Annotated in this window: 23 protein-coding genes; 12 read left to right on the top strand and 11 right to left on the bottom strand. The window is 68.1% G+C overall.

Translation table 11 applies throughout. The features are described from left to right. Positions 1 to 91 precede the first annotated feature (91 nt). Complete coding sequence (locus HWW87_RS17285; protein ID WP_006489184.1) at positions 92 to 304, bottom strand: twin transmembrane helix small protein; 213 nt, start codon at positions 302 to 304, stop codon at positions 92 to 94. Then, on the bottom strand, positions 301 to 651 hold the full coding sequence (locus tag HWW87_RS17290) for a hypothetical protein (protein WP_175821510.1): 351 nt from the start codon (positions 649 to 651) through the stop codon (positions 301 to 303). Before HWW87_RS17290 ends, HWW87_RS17285 begins: the two co-directional genes overlap by 4 nt. A gap of 241 nt (positions 652 to 892) precedes the next feature. On the opposite strand from HWW87_RS17290, the gene HWW87_RS17295 reads away from it, so the two are divergent. Then, the gene (locus HWW87_RS17295) at positions 893 to 1,651 is read left to right on the top strand and encodes a YoaK family protein (protein ID WP_175821305.1); all 759 of its coding nucleotides are present in this window, start codon (positions 893 to 895) and stop codon (positions 1,649 to 1,651) included. An 89-nt stretch (positions 1,652 to 1,740) separates the two neighbouring features. Beyond that, positions 1,741 to 1,926, top strand: coding sequence for a ribbon-helix-helix protein, CopG family (locus HWW87_RS17300; protein WP_006489181.1), 186 nt, complete (start codon positions 1,741 to 1,743; stop codon positions 1,924 to 1,926). Between the two features lie 57 nt (positions 1,927 to 1,983). Here HWW87_RS17300 and HWW87_RS17305 read toward each other — a convergent pair whose 3' ends face one another. Together HWW87_RS17305 and HWW87_RS17310 are read right to left on the bottom strand one after the other, a co-directional pair. Beyond that, positions 1,984 to 2,820, bottom strand: a complete 837-nt coding sequence (locus tag HWW87_RS17305) for a spermidine synthase (protein ID WP_175821306.1) — start codon at positions 2,818 to 2,820, stop codon at positions 1,984 to 1,986. A gap of 67 nt (positions 2,821 to 2,887) precedes the next feature. Continuing rightward, positions 2,888 to 3,229: a zinc ribbon domain-containing protein YjdM gene (locus HWW87_RS17310; protein ID WP_006489167.1), complete on the bottom strand. Its 342-nt coding sequence runs from the start codon at positions 3,227 to 3,229 to the stop codon at positions 2,888 to 2,890. 372 nt (positions 3,230 to 3,601) lie between these two features. Between HWW87_RS17310 and HWW87_RS17315 the strand changes: the two genes are divergently transcribed. Both HWW87_RS17315 and HWW87_RS17320 read left to right on the top strand, forming a co-directional pair. Further along, on the top strand, positions 3,602 to 3,865 hold the full coding sequence (locus HWW87_RS17315) for an HPr family phosphocarrier protein (protein ID WP_244107285.1): 264 nt from the start codon (positions 3,602 to 3,604) through the stop codon (positions 3,863 to 3,865). A gap of 66 nt (positions 3,866 to 3,931) precedes the next feature. Continuing rightward, positions 3,932 to 4,153, top strand: a complete 222-nt coding sequence (locus HWW87_RS17320; protein WP_174387075.1) for a hypothetical protein — start codon at positions 3,932 to 3,934, stop codon at positions 4,151 to 4,153. A gap of 21 nt (positions 4,154 to 4,174) precedes the next feature. On the opposite strand, the gene HWW87_RS17325 is transcribed toward HWW87_RS17320, so the two are convergent. The 3 genes from HWW87_RS17325 to HWW87_RS17335 form a co-directional block, all read right to left on the bottom strand. Beyond that, complete coding sequence (locus HWW87_RS17325) at positions 4,175 to 5,290, bottom strand: porin (protein ID WP_244107287.1); 1,116 nt, start codon at positions 5,288 to 5,290, stop codon at positions 4,175 to 4,177. A gap of 157 nt (positions 5,291 to 5,447) precedes the next feature. Beyond that, positions 5,448 to 6,332, bottom strand: a complete 885-nt coding sequence (locus HWW87_RS17330; RefSeq protein ID WP_174429726.1) for an endo alpha-1,4 polygalactosaminidase — start codon at positions 6,330 to 6,332, stop codon at positions 5,448 to 5,450. 125 nt (positions 6,333 to 6,457) lie between these two features. Next, a complete protein-coding gene (locus HWW87_RS17335; protein WP_175821308.1) occupies positions 6,458 to 8,593 on the bottom strand; it encodes a glycoside hydrolase family 36 protein in 2,136 nt (711 codons plus the stop codon). A gap of 362 nt (positions 8,594 to 8,955) precedes the next feature. Between HWW87_RS17335 and HWW87_RS17340 the strand changes: the two genes are divergently transcribed. The 6 genes from HWW87_RS17340 to HWW87_RS17365 are packed head-to-tail and all read left to right on the top strand — an operon-like array spanning position 8,956 to position 14,744. Then, positions 8,956 to 9,858, top strand: a complete 903-nt coding sequence (locus tag HWW87_RS17340; RefSeq protein WP_175821309.1) for a DMT family transporter — start codon at positions 8,956 to 8,958, stop codon at positions 9,856 to 9,858. Next, a complete protein-coding gene (locus HWW87_RS17345; RefSeq protein ID WP_175821310.1) occupies positions 9,855 to 11,147 on the top strand; it encodes a D-tagatose-bisphosphate aldolase, class II, non-catalytic subunit in 1,293 nt (430 codons plus the stop codon). The genes HWW87_RS17340 and HWW87_RS17345 overlap by 4 nt, the downstream gene beginning before the upstream one ends. 22 nt (positions 11,148 to 11,169) lie before the next feature. After that, the gene (locus HWW87_RS17350; protein ID WP_175821311.1) at positions 11,170 to 12,351 is read left to right on the top strand and encodes an SIS domain-containing protein; all 1,182 of its coding nucleotides are present in this window, start codon (positions 11,170 to 11,172) and stop codon (positions 12,349 to 12,351) included. After that, a complete protein-coding gene (locus tag HWW87_RS17355; protein ID WP_175821312.1) occupies positions 12,348 to 13,322 on the top strand; it encodes a BadF/BadG/BcrA/BcrD ATPase family protein in 975 nt (324 codons plus the stop codon). Before HWW87_RS17350 ends, HWW87_RS17355 begins: the two co-directional genes overlap by 4 nt. 34 nt (positions 13,323 to 13,356) lie before the next feature. Continuing rightward, the gene (locus tag HWW87_RS17360) at positions 13,357 to 14,169 is read left to right on the top strand and encodes a DeoR/GlpR family DNA-binding transcription regulator (RefSeq protein WP_012493748.1); all 813 of its coding nucleotides are present in this window, start codon (positions 13,357 to 13,359) and stop codon (positions 14,167 to 14,169) included. A gap of 35 nt (positions 14,170 to 14,204) precedes the next feature. Continuing rightward, positions 14,205 to 14,744 carry a GNAT family N-acetyltransferase gene (locus HWW87_RS17365; RefSeq protein WP_175821313.1) on the top strand — a complete coding sequence of 180 codons (540 nt, stop codon included), beginning with the start codon at positions 14,205 to 14,207 and terminating at the stop codon, positions 14,742 to 14,744. A 22-nt stretch (positions 14,745 to 14,766) separates the two neighbouring features. Here HWW87_RS17365 and HWW87_RS17370 read toward each other — a convergent pair whose 3' ends face one another. Then, positions 14,767 to 15,060, bottom strand: a complete 294-nt coding sequence (locus tag HWW87_RS17370; RefSeq protein ID WP_244107288.1) for a hypothetical protein — start codon at positions 15,058 to 15,060, stop codon at positions 14,767 to 14,769. Between the two features lie 17 nt (positions 15,061 to 15,077). On the opposite strand from HWW87_RS17370, the gene HWW87_RS17375 reads away from it, so the two are divergent. Next, a complete protein-coding gene (locus HWW87_RS17375) occupies positions 15,078 to 16,130 on the top strand; it encodes an RNA-guided endonuclease TnpB family protein (protein WP_175821314.1) in 1,053 nt (350 codons plus the stop codon). A 40-nt stretch (positions 16,131 to 16,170) separates the two neighbouring features. Here the strand turns inward: HWW87_RS17375 and HWW87_RS17380 are convergent, their stop codons facing one another. Further along, positions 16,171 to 16,503, bottom strand: a complete 333-nt coding sequence (locus HWW87_RS17380; RefSeq protein ID WP_175821315.1) for a hypothetical protein — start codon at positions 16,501 to 16,503, stop codon at positions 16,171 to 16,173. 599 nt (positions 16,504 to 17,102) lie between these two features. Here HWW87_RS17380 and HWW87_RS17385 point away from each other — a divergent pair. Further along, positions 17,103 to 17,813, top strand: a complete 711-nt coding sequence (locus HWW87_RS17385; RefSeq protein ID WP_175821316.1) for a response regulator — start codon at positions 17,103 to 17,105, stop codon at positions 17,811 to 17,813. A 67-nt stretch (positions 17,814 to 17,880) separates the two neighbouring features. On the opposite strand, the gene HWW87_RS17390 is transcribed toward HWW87_RS17385, so the two are convergent. Beyond that, a complete protein-coding gene (locus HWW87_RS17390) occupies positions 17,881 to 19,536 on the bottom strand; it encodes an efflux transporter outer membrane subunit (protein ID WP_175821317.1) in 1,656 nt (551 codons plus the stop codon). Position 19,537: 1 nt separating this feature from the next. Then, positions 19,538 to 21,130, bottom strand: a complete 1,593-nt coding sequence (locus HWW87_RS17395; RefSeq protein ID WP_175821318.1) for a DHA2 family efflux MFS transporter permease subunit — start codon at positions 21,128 to 21,130, stop codon at positions 19,538 to 19,540. Between the last annotated feature and the right edge of the window lie 84 nt (positions 21,131 to 21,214).

A 21,214-nucleotide genomic window follows, 5' to 3' on the forward strand; every position in this document is an offset into this window, starting at 1 on the left:
ACCGGTTCCCCGCGCCGACGCCAGGTCGGCGCGATCATTCGGGGTGGCATTGCCTGGTCAAACCGCTCGACGCCCACGCGACAACCGCATCTCATCGCCCGATCGGCAACCCGGTCGGTTCGATCCAGCCGAGCTTGTACGCGATCAGCAGCGACAGAAACAGCGTGACCGACAACCCGACGCGCGCGGCGAGCGACCACGCCATCCGCTTGGACTTGCCGCGATCGTGATTCATGAAGTACAGCGCGAAGATCAGGCTCGCGATGATCATCGCGAATGCCACAGAAACCAGCAGGGTTTTCATTGCCGTTGCCTTTGAAGATCCGAATCGGCCTGAATCAGTTCGGCCAGTTTTTGCCGCTCGTCGGCGACGCCGCCGACGCCCGACGCCGGCCAGTCCAGCGCGACGCCATTGCCCAGCGAATCGCGCACGAGTGACTGGTAGCGCCGGTCATTGATCGTGCCGTCCGCCATCGTGTCCGAGATCTCGCGCCGGAACGGCAGCGGGAAACTCGCGTACGCGCGCGACAGCGCCGCATATTGTCTCGCATCGATCTCTTTCGACGATGGTATGACAGTCCAGATCACCACGGCGACGATGGCCGTGAACGGGATCGCCGTGTAGCGAAGGATGAACTTGATCGGGGTCATGAAGCGGTGAGCAGAAGGGAATCGCAAGCGTGCGCCGCGCGGCGGCGAAACAGCCAGCCGGCGGCGCCTCGCATCATTGTACTGAAAGCACCATCCGGCCAACAGAGTATGATAATGACATTATCATGTTCATCACATGATCCGACAGCCCGGCATCCGGTGCGGGCGGCGTGCCCGTCACGCCGCCCGCACCGGTTTTCCGTCTGTACCCGCGACTCCGCGACGATCAAGCGAAACCCTTATGCCAGCGCAGTACTTCCGAAACCTGACGGGAAAACACCGCAGCGCGACCGCGAACCGCCAGCTCGGGTTTTCGCTCGCGTTCGTCGCCGGCGCGGCCAATGCCGGCGGCTTTCTCGCGGTCAAGCAGTACACGTCGCACATGAGCGGCATCGTGTCGGCGATCGCCGACCAGACGGCGCTCGGCGACGTGCGGCTCGCGCTCGCCGGCATCAGCTCGCTGGGGTCGTTCCTGATCGGCGCCAGTTGCTCCGCGATCCTCGTCAACTGGGGGCGCCGCCGCGGGCTGCACAGCCAGTTCATGCTGCCGCTGCTGGTCGAAGCCGCGCTGCTGTTGCTGTTCGGGTTGCTCGGCAGCCACCTCGCGCTGTGGGAAACGTTCTTCGTGCCGGTGACCGTGACGCTGCTGTGCTTCATCATGGGGCTGCAGAACGCGACGATCACGAAGCTGTCGGGCGCGGAAATCCGCACGACGCACATAACGGGCATCGTGACCGACCTCGGCATCGAGCTCGGCAAGCTGTTCTACTGGAACCGTTCGGCCATCGACGTCGACGCGCACGCGGTGATCGCCAATCGTTCGAAACTACGGATTCACGCGACGATGCTTGCGTCGTTCTTCGTCGGCGGCCTGGCCGGCGCCATCGGTTTCAAGCACGTGGGCTACGTATCGACCGTGCCGCTCGCCGCGGTGCTCGTCACGCTCGCCATCGTGCCGGTGATCGACGACCTGCTCGCGCTGCAGCGCGGCAAACGCTGATCGTGCGCCACGGGCGGCGCTTGCGCGCGGCAATGCCGAAAGCGGATCGATTATAATTTGATTAACATACCGACCACCCTCGCCCCGTCATGGAAACGAAAACCGCCCGCCTGACCGTCCTGATCGATCCCGCGAAGAAGGAAGCCTTCGAGATGCTCTGCGCGGAGCAGGATCTTACGCCGTCGCAAGTCGTACGGCAGTTGATCCGCGAATATCTCGACCGGCACGGCGTCACGTACAAGACCCGGAGCGCGATCGGCAAGCGCGTGAAGTAAGCGCGGCCGCAAAGGCGCGCGCGGCGCCGCCGCGGTACCTCCGGTACCCCCGTACCGTTACGCGCCGATCTCCCAGCGTTCGTGCGACTGTGCGCGCCAGACCAGCCGCCGCGGATCGATGCCCTCGCCGTGCTTCATGCGCCTCGCGGTGGCGGCGAGCTTCAGTTCGCCGGCCTGCGGGCAGGCGAGCGCCCGCTCCAGCAGGATACGCAACGACGGCAGCCGGCTGCCGTCCTTCCATGCGAATGCAACGAAGTTGTTGTCGTCGCCGCACGGCACCAGCGCATACGACGAACCGAATACCGCTCGCAACTGCTCGAGGTGCTGCGGCAATGCCGGATCGTCGTCCATGAAGTTGATCGCGAGCACGCCGGATTCGCTCAGGCGCGCGCGGCACGCATCGAGGAACGTGCCGCCCGTACAGCGGCCGCGCATACCGTCGGCGACGAACGCATCGTGCAGGATCACGTCCGTGCGGACGTCCGCCCGTTCCAGATGATCCGCGCCGTCCGCGCATACCACGCGAAATCGCGCGTCATCGGCAGGAATCCTGAACACGTCGCGCAGCGCGATCACGTCCGGATTGATCTCGACCGCGTCGATCGTCGTGCCGGGCAGGTGGCGGTAGCAGTACTTCGCGAGCGAACCGCCGCCGAGCCCGAGCATGCAGATATGCGCCGGCTCGGCCTGCAACAGCAGGAAACCCATCATCACGCGCGTATAGCCGAGCGTGAGCCGCACCGGATCGCGCAGCGACATGAAGCTCTGGGTGCCGAAATGATCGAAGTGCAGCGAGACCGCGTGCTGCGTCTCCAGCACGAACGGCCGGCCGTCGGTCAGCGGCGTCGCCAGGAACCTGACGAACGCGTCGTAGGAAATTCGATCCTCGGCCATGTGCGGGTACTCGGCTGAAAACGCGGCGGATGAAAATGAGGATACAACGGTCGCCTGAACCGTGCGCTCAGACCTTCTTCAGGTAGCACGCCTTCAGCATGAAGCCGCCCATGTCGGTCTTGCAGTCGACTTCGTGATCGCCGCCGACGAGCCGGATGCTCTTGACCTTGGTGCCCATCTTCAGCGTGATCGACGAGCCCTTCACGCGCAGGTCCTTGATCAGCACGACCGAATCGCCGTCCGACAGCACGTTGCCGTTCGCGTCCTTGACGACGTCGCCTGCCGGCTCGTCACCGGCCTCGGCGCCGGCGTCGGCCGACCATTCATGGCCGCAGTCCGCGCACACGGTCAGCGCGCCGTCCGGGTAAGTGTTTTCCATCGCGCATTGCGGGCAGGCGGGGGCGTTCATTGCGGTTTCCATTCGGGGAGGAGTTCGGGTCGATCGACGATGCCGGGCGAGCAGGTTGCGCGCCCGGATGCGCCGCTACGCGCCCGCCGGCAGTGCCGCGGGCCGGCATCGGCGCACACGGCATTATAATGCAATTCACATGTTCAGGCCGATGCATTATAATCATCCACTTTCGACAATCCGCGAATTTGAATACGCCTTCGCAGCGGATGTCGGCATGTTCGCGCCGAATGGCGCGCGCAATCCGCCCGGCCGGCGCCCCGCGACCCTGCGGGAAATCGTGACATGCCGGCCGCCCGATGTCCGCAACACGTGCGCAACCGTGCCTGTCGCGCGCCACCCCGCCCACCTGTCCGGAGGCTTTCCAGCATCGTGGCAACCGTTGTGTACGTTGAAATCGGCCCCGCATGGAACCGCAATCGGGGTCGCGCCGCGCGCGACGCGGCCGTCGACGCGGCACGCCGCTTCGACAGCGACATCCAGCTGATCGCGAACGGGCAGAGCAGCAACGCAAAAGACAGCGGCGCGATCGCGTCGCTGCAGGTTCACGGCGGCACGTCGGCCCAGGTGCTCGCCACCGGCTCCGACGAGGAAGCGGCGCTGCACGCGCTGCTGCCGTTGCTCCAGGCAAGCTGACGCTCGGCACCGCCAATCTCGCGGCCGCGCGCCGTCCACCCCGAAACGCCATTTCCCGAGGAAGCGATGAACGACACTCTCACGTCCAACACCCCCAACCTGTCGGCCTCCGCGATCTGGGCGCTCGAACGCCTCGCCGATGTTCGCTACGGCCGCGATGCGCCGGCGCTCGGCTGGTCGATCGCGCGGGAGCTCGTCAACGCCGGGTTCGTCAGTCATCCCGCGCACGGCCGCTCCGGCGCGGCGATCACGGCCGAAGGGCGCTCCTTCCTGAAAAGCCGCAAGTAACGCGCGGGCGGGCCGCCGGGCTCAGAACCGGTGCCGGATGCCGACGATCGCGAGCAACTGCGAATTCGTGCCGGCATCGACGTTGTACGACCCGATCACGGCCTGGGCCGGCCCGTTGCCGTTGAAGCCGTTCGCGTGCTGGTAGCCGACGGTCGTATAGAGGTCGGTGCGCTTGCTCAGCAGATAGTCGACGCCGACGTTGACCTGGTGATAGCGCGCGGACGAATCGCCGCCCGACCACGTGAAGTGGTAGCCGACGATGGCCAGCAGCGACGGCAGCGCCTGCCATTGCGCGAACGCGGCACCGTTCCGGTAGCGCTCCGCATGCACGAACGTCGACGACGCGTCGGGCCGGTATGCGGTGAAGCTGAACGCCGCACCGACCGTCACGTTGCCGATCGCATACTGCGCAGCGGCGCGCGCGACTTCGATCGACCGCGCCGACGCATACGCGCGGTTCACCGCGCTGTTGAAGAACGAATCGGCGGACGATACGCCGCGCGTCGAACGGATCGCATTGCCGTTGTCGACGTGCACGTAGCCGGCCGCCACGCTCAGCGGACCGTCCGCATAGCCGAGCGCGCCGGCATACGCGAGCCCCGACCCCGATGCGCCGGCCACGCCGCCGGGCGACACCATCGCGGCCACCGTCACGCCGTGCCACGCCGCGCTCGTCCATTTGACCGTGTTGCTGAACGTCACGCTGCTGTCGTAGTTGTCGACGTCGCCGGGCGGCGCAAAGAGCCCGCTGAACGCGTCGGCCGTGATCGGCTGCACGAGATCCGTCACCGGATCGTTCTGCCGGCCGAGCGTCAGCGTGCCCCACGTGCCGGACGCGATGCCGACGAACGCTTTCGAGCCGAACAGCCGCCCGCCGTCGAGCTGGCCGCTCGCGACGTCGAAATTGTTCTCGAGCGTGAAGATCGCGTTCATGCCGCCGCCGAGCTCCTCGCTGCCGGTCAACCCCCATTCGTTCGCCGACAACGCGCCCGACGACATCGATACGCGCGACTTCCCGCCTTCCGCGTGGCTCAGATACGCGACGCCCGTATCGATCGTGCCGTACAGCGTGACCGAACCCTCCGCGCGCGCGGCGACGGAAAGCGCGGCCGCCACGGCAGCGCCTGCAATCAGCATGCAATTTTTCATCGTGTTTTTGGATAAGTACTGCGAATCGATTTGAACGGACGTCGGCGCGACATCGCGATGCGCGCGGCGCGCACGCCTGGACACGTGGCGTGCGCGCACGAACATCGGTCACACTGGTTCGCCCGTTACGACGGGCGCGGCTCGATCAGGAGGCGTCGCAGCTGAACCGGTAGCTGTCGTCGAGCTGCTTCGCCAGCACGAGCGTGCGCATGTTGAGCGCGCGCGCCGCATTGCACAGCGTGCGCTGCCCGCTCGGCGTCCGGTATTTGCCCGCATACTCGGCGTTCAGCACCGGCTTGTTCTTCGACGTGAACACCGTGTAGCCGCCGCATTCCTTCTGCTCGTTGCATTCCTCGTTCACCGCGAAGTCGAACGACGGCTCGAGCGCCACGAGCTGATCGACATCGTTCTTCAGTCCGACCGCCAGATTGCGCTTGTGCGCCTCGTTCGCGATGAATACGTTGAACGCGTACTGATCGGTGTCCTGCAACGGGAAACCGGTGTCGTTCGCATAACCGTCGACGTTGTCGGGCTCGACGCCGTCGCACCCCTTCGCCACCGCGCGATCGAGACGTGCCGTCATGATGTCGCGCACGTTGCTCGACCGGATGTCGAGCCAGCGCTCGCCTTCCCAGTCGTCGAGCTTGTTGCCCTGGTCGGATGCCTTGAACTTCGAGAAATCGGGCCGCCAGTTCTCCGAGCTGCCCGCCGAGAAATAACAGACGACCTTGCGCCCGGCCTGCTTGAGCGCGGCGATCGTCGCCGGGTCGGTATCGAACAGATCGATGTCGTAGATCGCCACGTTGTACGACGTATTGAGCTTGCCCTTGAGCTGCCATTGCCACGTATCGGCAACCACGGGCGTCCAGTGCGACGCGGCGCGCGCGGGCGCCGCGGCCGTCGGAGGCGGCGCGGCGAAGGCCTTGGCCGACAGCGGGTCGGACGACCCGTCGCCGCAGGCCTGCAGGATCGACGCGCACAGCGCGAGCGCCGCGACACCGGAAAGGTTGCGTACGGTCTTCTTGTTCATCGAAGCATCTCCTGTGGAGGGATCGGAATGACGAATGGAACTGCGCGTTGCGGAACTGCCGGTTGCCCGGTGAGGCGCGACGAGACGCGGTCCGGGCGGTGATGCGCGGTGCTGCGGGGCGACACTCACGCGTCGAGCGGCTCGGCGCGCAGCAGCGCCGCATGCTCGAAGCGCAATGCGATCGCGTCGTGCCCCGGCGCGATGCGGCCGACCTCGCGATGGCCGTTCGCGTAGTCGACGATCCGGTACGACCGGCCGGGCTGCAGGCCGCGCAGCGCGACCGGCCCGCTCCAGCGGTCGGCGTAGAACGCGTAATGCAGCACGCCGTCCTTTTCCACGACGTGTGCCTCGGGCTTGTCGAACGCGATGTCGTACAGCTCGCCGCGATAGCGGCCCTCGGCGAGCCGGTGCGCGTTGTAGACCTCCACCCAGTGCCGCCACGCCTGCTCGTGCTCGGGCGTCAGCAGGAACGAATCCTTCGGCTTCGGATCGACGGGCCACGTGAACTTCGTCGAGATCACCGCGCCGACGCCCACCGCCGACGCGAAATCGCGGCCGCCGTCGCTCAGTTCGACGTGGTCGCCCGCATACGCGGACGACGCGCCCATCAACGCCTTCAGCGTCTTGCCCTTGTGGCGCACCTGCCAGCTCGACAGCGGATCGGACGCGGGCGCCTGGTCGATGTAGCGCATGTTGTGGAACGCGTACGCGGTGCCGCACGGGCACACTTCGACCACCGCGTCCGGCTTGACCGCATGCGCGGCGGCGTGGAATACGCGGTAGAAATCGGCGAGATGCTCGACCGAATCCTCCGGCCGCGCATGCCGGTGCGCGGGGTTGTAGCACGGCGCGACGCCGTTCAGGTGCTGGCCGTCGATCTTCACGCCGTCGAAGCCCCACTCGCCGATCACCTGCTTCATGAGCGCGGCGATGTGCGCCTGCGTCTTCTCGTAGGCCGGGCACAGATAGAAGCTGTTCCACCACGTGATCGCCTGCGGCGCGCCGTCCGCATCGAGCAGCAGCATGTCGGTGTGGTCGTGCAATTCATCGCTGCCCGGCGCGACCGCGAGCGGCGCGATCCACAGCCGCGCCTTCTGCCCGCGCGCATGGATGTCGTCGACGAGCGCCTTCATGTCCGCGTCGCCGGCCGGGAATTTCGCGCGGTCGGGCACCCAGTCGCCGGTGCGCCGTTGCCAGCCGTCGTCGAGCACCGCCCACTTGAAGCCGAGTTCCTGCACCTTCGGCAGCGTCGCGCGCACGTAGTCGAGACTGAACTGGCGCTCGTAGCCCCACGCGCACCAGATCGGCTCGTACGCGCTCGCCGGCGGCTGCGGCGAATGGAAACCCTGCGCGGCCATCATCTGCCGGTACGTGTCGAGCGCGACGAAATAATCGCCGTCGTGCAGCATCACGAACGCGGTCGGCGTATCGAGCGTCGCGCCCGGCGCGAGCGTGACCGTCTTCTCGCCGCGCAGGCCGAGCGCAACTTCGTCGCGCACGGCCTTCACCGGCAGCGATACGAGGCGCGGCACGGTGTCGAGATGGCCGAGCGCGATGCCCTGGTCGCGCCGCCACACGTCGACGACCGGCGTGCCGCCGCCATAGTCCGACGCGTTCATGCCCATGAAATTGCGCTGGTCGAAGCCGGCCTTCACCGGCTGCACCCAGTCGCGCCGGTCCGCGTGGCTCGCGCCCGAATAGGTCCAGTAGCCGCCCGCGCCGGCCGCGGCCGGCAGCAGCCGGTGCGCGGCGACGTTCCACGCGCGGACGTCGGCCGCCTGCGCGCCGACGTTGCGGAACTGCGCGTCGATCAGCGCGACGCCCGGCCGCGCGTCGAGCAACGTGACGCGCACCGTCTTCTCGAAGCCGTTCGCCGACCGGCCCACCAGCCGCAGTTGCCGCCCCGCGCCGAATGCGGTGGAGACGTCGGCATGCGCGGCGTCGACGAGCGCGAAGCGGTCGATCGCGCATACCGGCCGCGTGTCGGGCGCGGGGCCGTCCGAGGTCGGCGCCGGCGCCGGGCCGATCAGTTGCTCGAGCGTCTCGCTCGCGTCGAAGCGGGTCAGCGCACGCGTGCCGCCGCCGCGACGCACGGCCAGCCGGCTGCGCATCGCCGGATCGAACTCGATCACGAGCCGGTCGTCACGCAGTGCGACGCGCTGCGGCTCGCCGCCGCGGGCATCGCGCACGCCGACGCCGATCAGGATCGGGCTCGCCGCGCCGGCGGCCAGCCACTGCACGAACGCCCGCCGGGTGGTCATGGGCGCACCTCGCGACGATGCGGCACGCGATGCGCCAGCTTGCCCGCAAGCCGGCCAGGCAGTGGAAATCGAAAGGAAAAGCAAGCGTTCATACGGAATTCCTCGTGAAGAAGGGTCGTGCGCCGACGCATCCGCCTCGCGCAGATCGGCAATCTAGTCGATCTTTCGTTTTCTTTCGTTTGTGGTTTACACTAATAACGAAAGAAATCGAAAGACCATAGATTGGCGGCTCCCGACGAACGATTCTGCTGTTTTGGATGACACGTCGCCGGAACGGCCCGCCGAACGCCTACGATTTCGCCTTGCATGGCATCAAACGAAAGCATTCGACGGATTGAAACCTACTTCGAAAGACGCGACCGATGCAAAACAACTGGCTCGTTCACGCGCTCGTCACGACCCTGCTCTGGGGCGTGTGGGGCGCATTCACCGGCTTGCCCGCCGAGCGGGGCTTCCCCGATACGCTGATCTACGTGGTCTGGGCGTTCACGATGATTCCGCCGGCGCTGGTCGCGCTCGGACGCGCCGGCTGGCGCGTGCGGCACGACGGCCGTTCGCTGGCGCTCGGGCTCGCCATCGGGCTGCTCGGCGCGGGCGGGCAGATGCTGCTGTTCCGCGCGGTCGAATCGGGGCCGCCGTATCTCGTGTTCCCGATCGTGTCGCTGTCGCCGGCGCTGACGATCGCGCTGTCGTTCCTGCTGCTGCGCGAACGCACCGGCAAGCTCGGCGTGGCCGGCATCGTGCTCGCGCTGTGTTCGCTGCCGCTGTTCGATTTCCAGTCGGGCCAGGGGCCCGCGCGGTTCGGGCTGTGGTTCGCGCTCGCGCTGCTGGTGCTCGTCGCATGGGGGCTGCAGGCGTATTTCATCAAGATCGCGAACGCGACGATGGACGCGGAATCGATCTTCGTCTACATGGCGCTCACCAGCCTGCTCTGCGTGCCGTTCGCGCTGTGGATGACCGACTTCGGCCGCACGATCAACTACGGGCTCGGCGGCCCGGGCCTCGCCGCCGTGATCCAGGTGCTGAACGCGATCGGCGCGCTGATGCTCGTGTATGCATTCCGCTTCGGCAAGGCGATCGTCGTGTCGCCGCTCGTCAACGCGGGCGCACCGCTGCTGACGTCGGTGATCTCGATGATCGTCACCGGTACGACGCCGACCGGCAGCAAGCTGACGGGCATCGCGCTGGCGCTGCTGGCCGCGCTGCTGCTCGCGCTGCAGCCGGAAGGCGCCGGGGCGACCGATGCGGCGGGGGAATCGGCATGAATACGCTGCTCGATCTCGTCCGCCGTCACAAGGCGTCGCGTCACGCGCCGCCCGGCACACCCGCGATCGGCATCCCGTCCGTGTGCTCCGCGCATCCGGTCGCGATCGCCGCCGCGCTGCGCGAGTGCGCGGCGCGCGAACGCCCCGCGCTGATCGAGGCGACCTGCAACCAGGTCAACCAGGACGGCGGCTATACGGGCATGACGCCGCACGACTTCCGCCGCTACGTCTTCGACATCGCCGCGCGCGAACGCGTGAGCCCCGATGCGATCCTGCTCGGCGGCGACCACCTCGGCCCGAACGCATGGCGCCGGCTGCCGGCCGCGCACGCGATGGACAAGGCCGAGACGATGGTCGCGCAGTACGTGGCGGCCGGCTTCCGCAAGCTGCACCTCGATTGCTCGATGTCGTGCGCGGACGATCCGCAGCCGTTGCCCGAAGCCGAGATCGCCGCGCGCGCCGTGCGCCTGTGCCGCGCCGCCGAGGCCGCGTGGGCGGGCGCCTCGCCGCGCGGCGACGCGCCCGTCTACGTGATCGGCACCGAGGTGCCGGTGCCCGGCGGCGCGCACGAGACGCTCGACGCGCTCGCGGTCACCGCGCCCGAAGCAGCCGGCTCGACGCTCGCGCTGCACCGCAACGCGTTCGCGCGCGCCGGCCTCGACGATGCATGGTCGCGCGTGATCGCGATGGTCGTGCAGCCCGGCGTCGAGTTCGATCATCACAAGGTGATCGACTACGACGCCGGCAACGCGCGCGAACTGAGCGCATTCATCGAAACGGAACCCGCGCTCGTGTTCGAAGCGCATTCGACCGACTACCAGACGCCCGGCAATCTCGCGCAACTCGTCCGTGATCACTTCGCGATCCTGAAGGTCGGCCCCGGCGTGACCTTCGCGATGCGCGAAACGCTGTGGGCGCTCGCCGCGATCGAGCGCGAATGGCTCGGCGGCGACGACGGCTTCATCGCGACCGTGCTCGGCGTGATGCGCAGCGAACCGGCGCACTGGCGCGACTACTACCCGGCCGGCGCGCGGCTCGAACTCGATCTCGCATACAGCCTGAGCGACCGCATCCGCTACTACTGGGCCCATCCGGCCGTGCAGCGCGCATGCGCCGACCTGCTCGCGCGCCTCGATGCGTCGCCGCCGCCGCTCACGCTGGTCAGCCAGCATCTGCCGCGCCAGTACGAAGCCGTCCGCGAAGGACGGCTCGAGCTGCGCGCCGGCGCCCTGTTGCAAGACGGCACGGCCGCGGCCGTCCGTCCGTATCTCCACGCGTGTGCCGCGTGACCGACTCTCCTCAGATCCGCTCATGGAATTTCTCGACCTCGATCCCGCCGACCTCACCCGCCGCCACGCCGCCCACACGGCACGCGAAATCGCCCAGCAACCCGACGTCTGGCCCGACGTGCATGCCGTCGTCGATGCGCAACGCGCGGCGCTCGACGCGTTTCTCGCGCCGCTGCTCGCCGATCCCCGCCTGCGCATCGTCCTGACGGGCGCCGGCAGCTCGGCCTTCATCGGACAGTGCCTCGTGCCCGCGCTGCGGCACCGCTTCGGCGGCCGCGTCGAAGCGGTGGCCACCACCGACATCGTCGCGAACCCCGGCGACACGCTGCAGCCGGGCGTGCCGACGCTGCTGGTGTCGTTCGCGCGCTCCGGCAACAGCCCCGAAAGCGTCGCCGCCGTCGAGCTGGCGGATCGCCTCGTCGACGGCTGCCGCCACCTCGCGTTCACGTGCGCGGCCGACGGCATGCTGAACCGCCGCCTCGGCACGCATCCGCGCGCGCACGTCGTGCTGCTGCCCGAGGCCACGCACGACCGGGCGTTCGCGATGACGTCCAGTTTCAGCGGCATGCTGCTCGGCGCGGCCTGGGCGTTCGGCGTGGCCGGCATGCCGGTCGGGCCGCTGGCCGACGCCGCGCGCACGCTGCTGCGCGACCAGGCGGCGCGGATCGCCGCGCACGTGCGGCAGTTGCCCGAACGCGTCGTGTATCTCGGCAGCGGCACGCTGCTCGGGCTCGCCCGCGAAGCCGCGCTGAAGCTGCTGGAACTGACCGACGGGCGGATCGTCGCGATGGCCGACTCGCCGCTCGGTTTCCGGCATGGCCCGAAAACGTTCCTCGACGAACGCACGCTCGTCGTCGTGCTGCTGTCCGGCGATCCGCATACGCGCCGCTACGATCTCGACCTGCTGCGCGAACTGCGGCGCGAAAACCGCGCGGCCGGCATACTGTCGATCGGCGTCGCGCCGGCCGACAGTGCGGGCGACACCGGCACGCCGTCGCCGGCCGGCGACGACCTGACGGTGCCGCTCCCGCCCGGCCTGCCCGATCTCGCGCTCGCGCCCGTCGCGCTGATCCTCGCGCAGTGTTTCGCGCTGCTCGCGTCGCTGCGGCTCGGGCTCACGCCCGACAACCCGAGCGCGTCCGGCACCGTCAACCGCGTCGTGGCCGGCGTCACCATTCATCCGTACGCGGGGCAGCCCACATGACTCCACTTTTTCTCGGCATCGACGGCGGCGGCACGAAAACCGCGTTCATGGTGATCGACCGGCAAGGCCGTGTGCAGGCGCGCCATGAAACGACCACCAGCTACTACCTCGAGATCGGCATGGACGCGTTGCGCACGCTGCTCGCCGACGGCGTGCACGCGGTGCTGGCCACGGCGAACGTCGCGCGCGACGACGTCGCATATACGTTCGCCGGCCTGCCTGCGTACGGCGAGGACAGCCGCCTGCTGCCCGAACTCGACGGCCTGCTCGCGCCGCTGTTCGCGCGCGAGCGCTACCGGATCGGCAACGACATGGTGTGCAGCTGGGCCGGCACGCTGGCCGGCGGCGACGGCATCAGCATCGTCGCCGGCACCGGGTCGATCGCGTACGGGCAGCGCGAAGGCCGCGCCGCACGCTGCGGCGGCTGGGGCGAGATCTTCGGCGACGAGGGCTCGGCCTACTGGCTCGCGCGCGAAGGGCTCGCGGCGTTTTCGCGGATGGCGGACGGCCGCGCCGCGCGCGGGCCGCTATTCGACATCGTGCGCGCGCACTTCGCGCTGGAACACGATCTCGACCTGTGCGCGGCCGTGAACTCGGGCGCGGTGCGCAGCCGCTTCGCGCAGTGGTCGCGGCTCGTGATCGATGCGGCGCGCGCGGGCGACACCGACGCGCACGCGCTGATCGATCGCGCGACGGACGAACTCGCGCAGCTCGCGGCAGGCGTTGCGCGCGCGCTCGGCTGGCCACCCGGCGAGCCGCTGCCGGTGTCGTATTCGGGCGGCGTATTCAACGCGGGTGCGCTCGTGCTCGATCCGCTGCGCGACGCGCTCGCGCGCTGCGTGCCGCACGCGGTGCTCACCGCGCCGCGGCTCGGGCCCCACGTCGGCGCGGCCGTCCACGCGGCCCGGCTCGCGGGCATGCCGCTCGACGCGCCGGCCTTGCATGCGCTCCAGCCCGGGCAGGGGTTTTGATATCATTTCGGCTCCCTGTCTTGCCGAAATGGACATGCCCGCTCACCGAGTGCCTCCGTCGCCCGCCGTCGATCACGCGCCGCTGCTTGTCGAGGAACGTCGCCGCCTGATCTGCGAGCTGGTGCGCGAACGGGAGAAGGTCACCGTCGAGGAGCTGGCCGAGCGGTTCGGCATTTCGCTCGTCACGGTGCGCAGCGACCTGAATGCGCTCGCGGCGGCCGGCGCGGTGCTGCGCACGCACGGCGGCGCGCTCGTGCTGCGCGAAAGCGACGAGGTGCCGATCGCGGTCAAGCAGAAGCTCCGTCACGCGGAGAAGGTGCGGATCGCGGCGGCGGCCGCCGCGCTGATCGGCGACGGCGAAACGATCCTGCTCGACTCCGGCAGCACGACCGAGGAAATCGCGAAGCAGATCCTCGCGATGAAGCTGCAGTCGCTGAATGTGATCACGAATGCGCTGAACGTGGCCGTGCTGCTCGCGGCCGCGCCGCACATCAACCTGATCATGCCGGGCGGGCAGCTTCGGCCGAATTCCTATTCGCTGTCGGGGCCGCAGGCCGTCGTCGCACTGCAAGGGCTGTATGCGGACCGGCTGTTCCTCGGCGTCGACAGCCTCGATCCGGAGATCGGCCTGATGACGCCGCACCTGCTCGAAGCGCAGCTCAACGCGCAGATGCTGAAGATCTCGCGCCAGGTGATCGCGGTCGCCGATTCGTCGAAGCTGATGAAGCGCAACCTGTCCGTGATCGCGAGCGTCGAGCAGCTCGACATGCTGATCACCGATACGGGCGCCGACGCGGCCGTGGTCGACGACCTGCGCCAGCGCGGCATCGACGTGCTGACGGTCTAGCCGCCCGACATTCCCCTTCTTTCCGGACACCCTCGATGCCACCCGTCTCGTCCCCGCCCGTTCTCGATACACCGCGCCTGATCCTCGAAGGCCATCCGCTCGGCGACTTCGACGCACTCGCCGCGATGTGGGCGGAACCCGGCGTCGTCGCACACATCTTTAACGGCGAGCCTTCCACGCCGCGCGACTCGTGGATGCGCATGCTCGCGTATCGCGGGCTGTGGCCGCTGCTCGGCTATGGCTACTGGGCGATTCGCGAAAAAGCGTCGGGCCGCTATGTCGGCGATCTCGGCTTCGCGGATTTCCACCGGAACATCGAGCCACCGGTTCGCGGCGTGCCGGAAGCCGGCTGGGCGCTGGCGACGTGGGCGCAAGGCAACGGCTATGCGACCGAGGCGCTCGCGGCCGCGCTTGCATGGCTCGACGCGCAGCAGCGGTTCGAGCGCAGCGTGTGCCTGATCGCGCCAACCAATGTCGCATCGATCCGGGTCGCGGAGAAAGCCGGTTACGGCGAGCCGCAGCGCATCCGCTTCAACGACGCCGATTCGCTGATGTTTTCGCGCAAGAGCCGATAGGCGCGGCGAGCCGGCGGCCGAGTCAGTCGGCCACCGGTTCGTAGCAATGCATGAAGAGGCCGTCGTCCATCGGCCAGCAGTTGCCGCATTCATCGCGCAGGATCCAGTCGCCCGGCTTCACCGGCCGCCAGCCTTCCGGCGTCGCCACCATCCACCTGCCGTGACGGCGCTCTACCCGTTGATGGTCGCCGTCGGCGAACCACCGTGTTGCATCGACGCGACCGGTGCGTTTCTTGAATTGCATCAGTTGCTCCGAGAAACCCCGTCCTTCAGGACGGGGAGGAAAGGCGTGCTGTTGACAGGCAGCTTCTTCCACGGGTTAGGATCACCTGCATGATCCTTGTCTACCGCTACCGGGTGAAGTCGCTCAACGGACTGCTCAACAAGCAGAGCCGTGCGGTGAACTACGTCTGGAACTTCTGCAACGACACGCAGAAGCACGCGCTCAAGTGGGGCAAGAAGTGGCCTACAGGATTCGACCTGAACGTGCTGACGACCGGCAGCAGCAAGGAACTCGGTATTCACTCCGGCACGGTCAACGCGACGTGCGAGCAATATGCGAAGTCGCGCAGTCAGTACCGTCGGCCCTACCTGCGCTATCGCGGCAGGAAATCGCTGGGCTGGGTGCCGTTGAAGGGCCGCGACCTGAAGCGCGAGGGCGACGCGTTTCGTTTCGCCGGCAACACGTCTCGCGTGTTCAACAGCCGACCGCTTCCCGAAGGCAAGATCAAGGACGGGACCAACTTTGCGCAGGATGCGCGCGGCAACTGGTTTCTCAACATCGTGATCGAGATACCCGATGTTCAGGCCCGACCGATCCGTTCCTGTGTCGGCATCGATCTCGGCCTGAAAGACTTCGCCACACTTTCGACCGGCGAGAAGCTGCCCAATGACCGGTTCGGTCGGCGAGCGGCGGGAAAGTTGGCGAAAGCGCAGCGAGCACGCAAGCACCTGCGGCATATCGCGAAGCTGCACGCCAAGGTCGCGAATGCCCGTGCCGACTTCCAGTACAAGCTCGCGCTCGATCTGGTGCGGCGCTTCGATTACATCGCGGTTGGCAACGTGTCGGCCGCAAAACTCGCCAGAACCAGGATGGCGAAGAGCGTCTACGACGCATCCTGGTCGTCCTTCCGAAACACGCTCCGCTACAAAGCGATCGCGCACGGGGCCACGTTCGAGGAAGTCGACGAAAGCGGTTCCACCCAGTCCTGTTCGGCGTGCGGGTCGCAAGACAGCACGGCGCGGCCGAAAGGTATCGCGGGACTGAGAATAAGAGAGTGGGCCTGCAGTGACTGTGGTGCCGAGCATGATCGAGATACCAACGCTGCGCTGAACATTCTCCGATGCGGACGTGCATCGCCAGATGTGGGAATCCTCTCCCTTTAGGGAGAGGAGGACGTCAAGCCAGCACCGAAGGAAACAAATCTTAGTGTCGCGTGGCCGCGGCGCCGGCGTCGAGCGACCGCTGCTGCGCCCTCAGCGCGTTCGCTGCCGCGCGGGTCGCGTGCAACGCCGTCCAGCCCTCCGCGATGAGCGCCTCCAGCGTGTCGCGCGCGACGGTGGAGATCCGGACATCGATCTCCTGCACTTTCATCAGCGCCGACACGACCTCGTCCGGCTGATCGGGTGCAAGCGCAACGATGAACGCCGAACGCCTCTCGGCGGCCCGGACGGCCTCGCTCCAGTCGGCACGCGCCACCGCGGCTTCGATCGCATGCGTGAGTGACTCGAGACTCAGGACGACTTGCAACGGCGTCATTTCGCTTCCCCGTGAATCCCCGCGTGTCATTCGTACTGTCCGCTTGCCGGCCCGTCGGGAGCCGGCGCGGCGTCGATCCGACCCGCGCGCATCCGGTTCCGCACACGAGCAGCACGACTCGACGTGTCGTCGAAGCAGGCAGTCGATGCGACCGGGAAGCAGACGCCGCCGCAGTATGCGATGCGCGTAAGTCAGGTTCGGGAATTGTAGGGAGCGGGACGCGCCAACGTCGGTAATATTTTGTAATGATATGTCGAGTAACCTTGCCTGGCCTGGGTTCGGCCGGGGGCGAGCGAGGTTCGCGACGCCGGATTGGCGCAAACGTTTTCGTCTGAAGGATGGCCGGTCGCGCATCGTCGCGAGCGCCGCGCCGGATCTCGCATCGACCCGTTTCAACCTCACACGCGGCCTGGCACCGCCCTCCCTGCGCTTTCCGCCCGGCGGCAGCGATTTACCCATAGCTCAGTTCACCGAACGATCCAGATTTCGTCACATTCCATCGGAATGTTGCGCAGTATCATCCACGTCGCTTCGGCTACGACGCGTTCGGACTGGGCCTGACCGCTCGCCACCTTCCCGTTTTGCCCCTTCGTTTACCGATGCCCATCCGAATCCTGCTCGTCGAAGACGACGTCCCGCTGTCCGCGTTGATCGCCGACTATCTGCGCAAGCATCATTACCAGGTGGACACGCTGTTCGACGGCGCCGGCGCGGTGCCGTCGATCGTCGCGAGCCGCCCCGACCTGGTGCTGCTCGACGTCAACCTGCCGGGCAAGGACGGCTTCGAGATCTGCCGCGAGGCGCGCATGCACTACGACGGCATCGTGATCATGATGACGGGCCGTGACGAACCGTTCGACGAATTGCTCGGCCTCGAACTCGGTGCGGACGACTTTCTCCGCAAGCCGGTCGAGCCGCGCCTGCTGCTCGCGCGGATCAAGGCGCAGTTGCGGCGCATGCGCGTGCCGGCGGGCGACCCCGTGCCGGATGCGCCGCAGCGATACGTGTTCGGCAAGTTCTCGATCGACCGGGCCGATCGCCGCGTGCATCTTCCCGACGGCAGCATGCCGCGTTTGACGTCGACCGAATTCGACTTGTTGTGGGCGCTCGTGTGCCGCGCGGGCGAGGTGGTCAGCCGGGAAGACCTGACGCTGCTGCTGCGCGGCATCGCGTTCGACGGCCTCGATCGTTCGATCGACGGCCGCATCTCGAAGCTGCGCCGCAAGCTGCGCGACGATGCGAACGAACCGAAACGGATCAAGACGATCCGCTCCAGGGGCTATCAGTTCAGCAAGCACGCATGGGATTGAGGCCGCGCGTGGGCTGACGGACGGCATTGCGCAAGCGCGGCGCGCGATGTCCGGCGCGCGCTCGCGGCTATTGCGCGCGAGCCATACCGGTATCCGTATTCGCATTCGCATTCGTGCCCGCGCCGGCCTGCCATCCGCCGCCGAGCGCCTTGTACAGCGCGACGAGATCGGTGGTCGTCTGCAACGCGCCCTGCTCGGCCTGCTGCCGGCCCTCCGACCATTGCCGCTCGGCGTCCAGCACGTCGAGGAACGGCGACAACCCTTTCCGGTAGCGATCGCGCGCGAGGTCCAGCGCGCCCTGCTCGGCCTTCACCGCATCGTCGAGCGCGGCCGCGCGCGCCTGGTCGGTGCGGTACACGGCCAGCGCATTGTCGACGTCGCGCAGCGCGACGAGCACGGCTTGCCGGTAGGCGAGCGCTGCTTCGGCCTGGCGCGCCTGCGACAGCCGCAGGTTCGACACGAGCGCGCCGCCGGAGAAGATCGGCAGCGACACGGCCGGCCCGAACGCATAGAACAGATGCGACCAGTGCGCGAGCTCGCGCACGTGCGACGCACGCAGGCCGACCTGCCCCGTCAGCGAAATGTCCGGATAGAACTGCGCGACCGCGACGCCGACGTCGGCGGTGGCCGCATGCAGCTCGGCCTCCGCGCGGCGGATGTCGGGGCGCCGGCGCGCGAGCGTCGACGGCAGGCCGACGGGTACGGTCGGCGGCACGTCCGGCAGTGCGCGCGGCGCGTCGAGCCAGTCGTCGAGCGCGCCCGGCGCACCGCCGACCAGATACGCGAGACCGTTGCGCAGCAGCACGATCTGCTGGTCGAACTGCGGCAGTTGCGCGCGAATCTGCGCGAGCCGCGCGTCGGCGCTGCGCACGTCGAGATCGCTCGCGAGACCGTGCGCGGCCTGCTCGCGCGTCAGGTCGAGCAGTTCGCGCTGCGCGCGTTGCAGGTCGTCGGCCAGCGCGCGCTGCGCTTGCGCGCCGCGCAGTTGCAGATAGGTCTGCGCGACTTCGGCCTCGAGCGACAGCAGCGCGTCGTCGCGGCTCGCGACCGCCGCGCTCGTCTGGGCGCCGGCCGCTTCGACCGAGCGGCGCACGCGTCCGAACAGGTCCAGCTCCCACGATGCGTCGAACCCGGCCTGCCACAGGTTGACCGGCGCTTCGAGCGCATCGAGCGCGCCGCGCGCGCCTTGCTGCACGCGTGCGCCGGTGCCCGGCCCGAACCGGTCGAGCGGCGAGCCCGGCGCGCCGAGACGATCGACCCGCTGGTCGATGCCCTGCTCCTCGACAATGCCTTTCAGGCCGAGCTGTTCGCGCTGGTAGCTCGCGGTCGCACGCACGTCCGGCAAACCCTGCGCGGCGGCGGCGCGAACCTGCGCGCGTGCCTGGGCGATGCGCAGCACGGCGGCCTGCACGTCGAGGTTGTCGTGCGCGGCGCGCTCGACGAGCCGGTCGAGCAGCGGATCGCCGAACGCGCGCCACCAGCGCGGATCGGGATCGGCGTCGATGGTCGGCGACGATCGTGCGGCCACGCCGGATGCGGGAGTCGCCGCCTGCCCGTTCGCCCGCATCGCATGCCAGGTTTCAGGAACGTCCGCGTGCTGCGGCTGGTAGTCGGGTCCGACGGTGCAGCTTGCGACGATGGCGCATCCCGTGAATATCGTCACCGCGCGGCACGCGATCGTGAGAATCAGGGGGCGGTTGCGGTTGTCCCGATGCATGCGCATGTCAATGTCCTCCCGCGCCGCCCGCGGACTTCGCCGGCGAGAACAGGAACGTCAGCGGAATGCTGAACGCGCAGAACACCGCGAGAATCGCGAACACATCGATATACGCGAGGATCGTCGCCTGCGCGATGAAGGTCTCGTAGAGCCGCCCGCTCGCCGTCTGCAGCGCGGCCGACGGCTGCGCGCCCGTCAGCGCGCCGATCGTGCGCGCATTCTCCTGCAGCGCGTCCTGGAAGTTCTGCGACAGCGTCGACATGTGGGTGGACAGATGGGCCATGCGCGCCTGCGTGCGCTCGCGGATCAGGGCCGTCGACACCGAGATGCCGATCGAGCCCGCGACGTTGCGGAACATCGTGAACAGCGCGGACGCGTCGTCGTTGAGCCGCTGCGGCACGGTCAGGTACGCGAGCGTCGTGATCGGCACGAACATGAAGCCGATCGCGAGCGACTGTGCGCAGCGGATCAGCATGAGGTGCTGGTAGTCGATGTCGGGCACCAGCGTGCGCGAATAGATCAGCGAGCCGCACAACAGCACGAAGCCGAACCCGACGAGATAGCGCGTCTGCACGTGCGGCATCAGCCGGCTCACGAGCGGAATCTCGAGCGTGATCAGCAGCGCGCCGGGCGACAGCACGAGCCCCGCGAGCGTCGCCGTGTAGCCGAGACGCTGCTGCGCGAGCTGCGGCACGATCACCGCGCTGCCGTACAGCACGGCCGCGAACGTCGCGATCGTCACGCAGCCGAGCGCGAAGTTGCGGTCGCGCAGGCACGACAGGTCGACCACCGGTTTCTTCGTGCGCAGCAGCCACAGCGTCGCGCCGGCCAGCCCGAGCGCGGACAGCACGGCAAAGATGCGGATGAAGTTCGAGCCGAACCAGTCCTCGTCCTCGCCGCGATCGAGCATCACCTGCAGGCAGCCGAGCCCGATCGCGATCAGCCCGATGCCGATGTAGTCGATGGATATCCCGCGTTCGGCGCCGCGCCGCCACGGCGGATCCTCGACGAGCTGCATCACCGCGAGCACGGTCAGCGCGCCGATCGGCACGTTGAGCAGGAACACCCAGCGCCACGAGAAATGGTCGGTGATCCAGCCGCCGAGCGTCGGCCCGAGCACCGGCGCCACGACGATCGCGATCGCCGAGATCGAGAACGCGCGGTTGCGCTGCTCGGGCGGGAACGTATCGAGGATGATCGACTGCTGGTTCGGCTGCAGGCCGCCGCCGAACAGCCCCTGCAGCACGCGGAACACGATCAGTTCGCCGAGGTTGGTCGCGACGCCGCACAGGAACGAGCACACGGTAAACGCGGCGATGCACAGCAGGAAGTAGCGCTTGCGGCCGAGCAGGCGCCCGAGGAACCCCGAGATCGGCAGCACGATGCCGTTCGCGACGAGGTACGACGTGAGCGTCCAGGTCGCCTCGTCGTAGCTCGCCGACATCGTGCCGGCGATATGCGGCAGCGCGACGTTGACGATCGTCGTGTCGAGCACTTCCATGAACGCGGCGAGCGTGACGACGATCGCGACGAGCCACGGGTTCGCGGCGGGACGCCATGCGCCGTTGGACGCGCCGCTGCGGTCGGGCGGCCGGTTCATCGGCGGGCCTCGCGAAGCGGGAACGGCATGCGGGTATCGGGCATCGGATCGCTCCGGTCGAAACCGGCCGCGGCACGGCGGCCG

The organism is Burkholderia sp. BCC0419 (genome assembly GCF_902830285.1).
Lineage (GTDB): Bacteria > Pseudomonadota > Gammaproteobacteria > Burkholderiales > Burkholderiaceae > Burkholderia.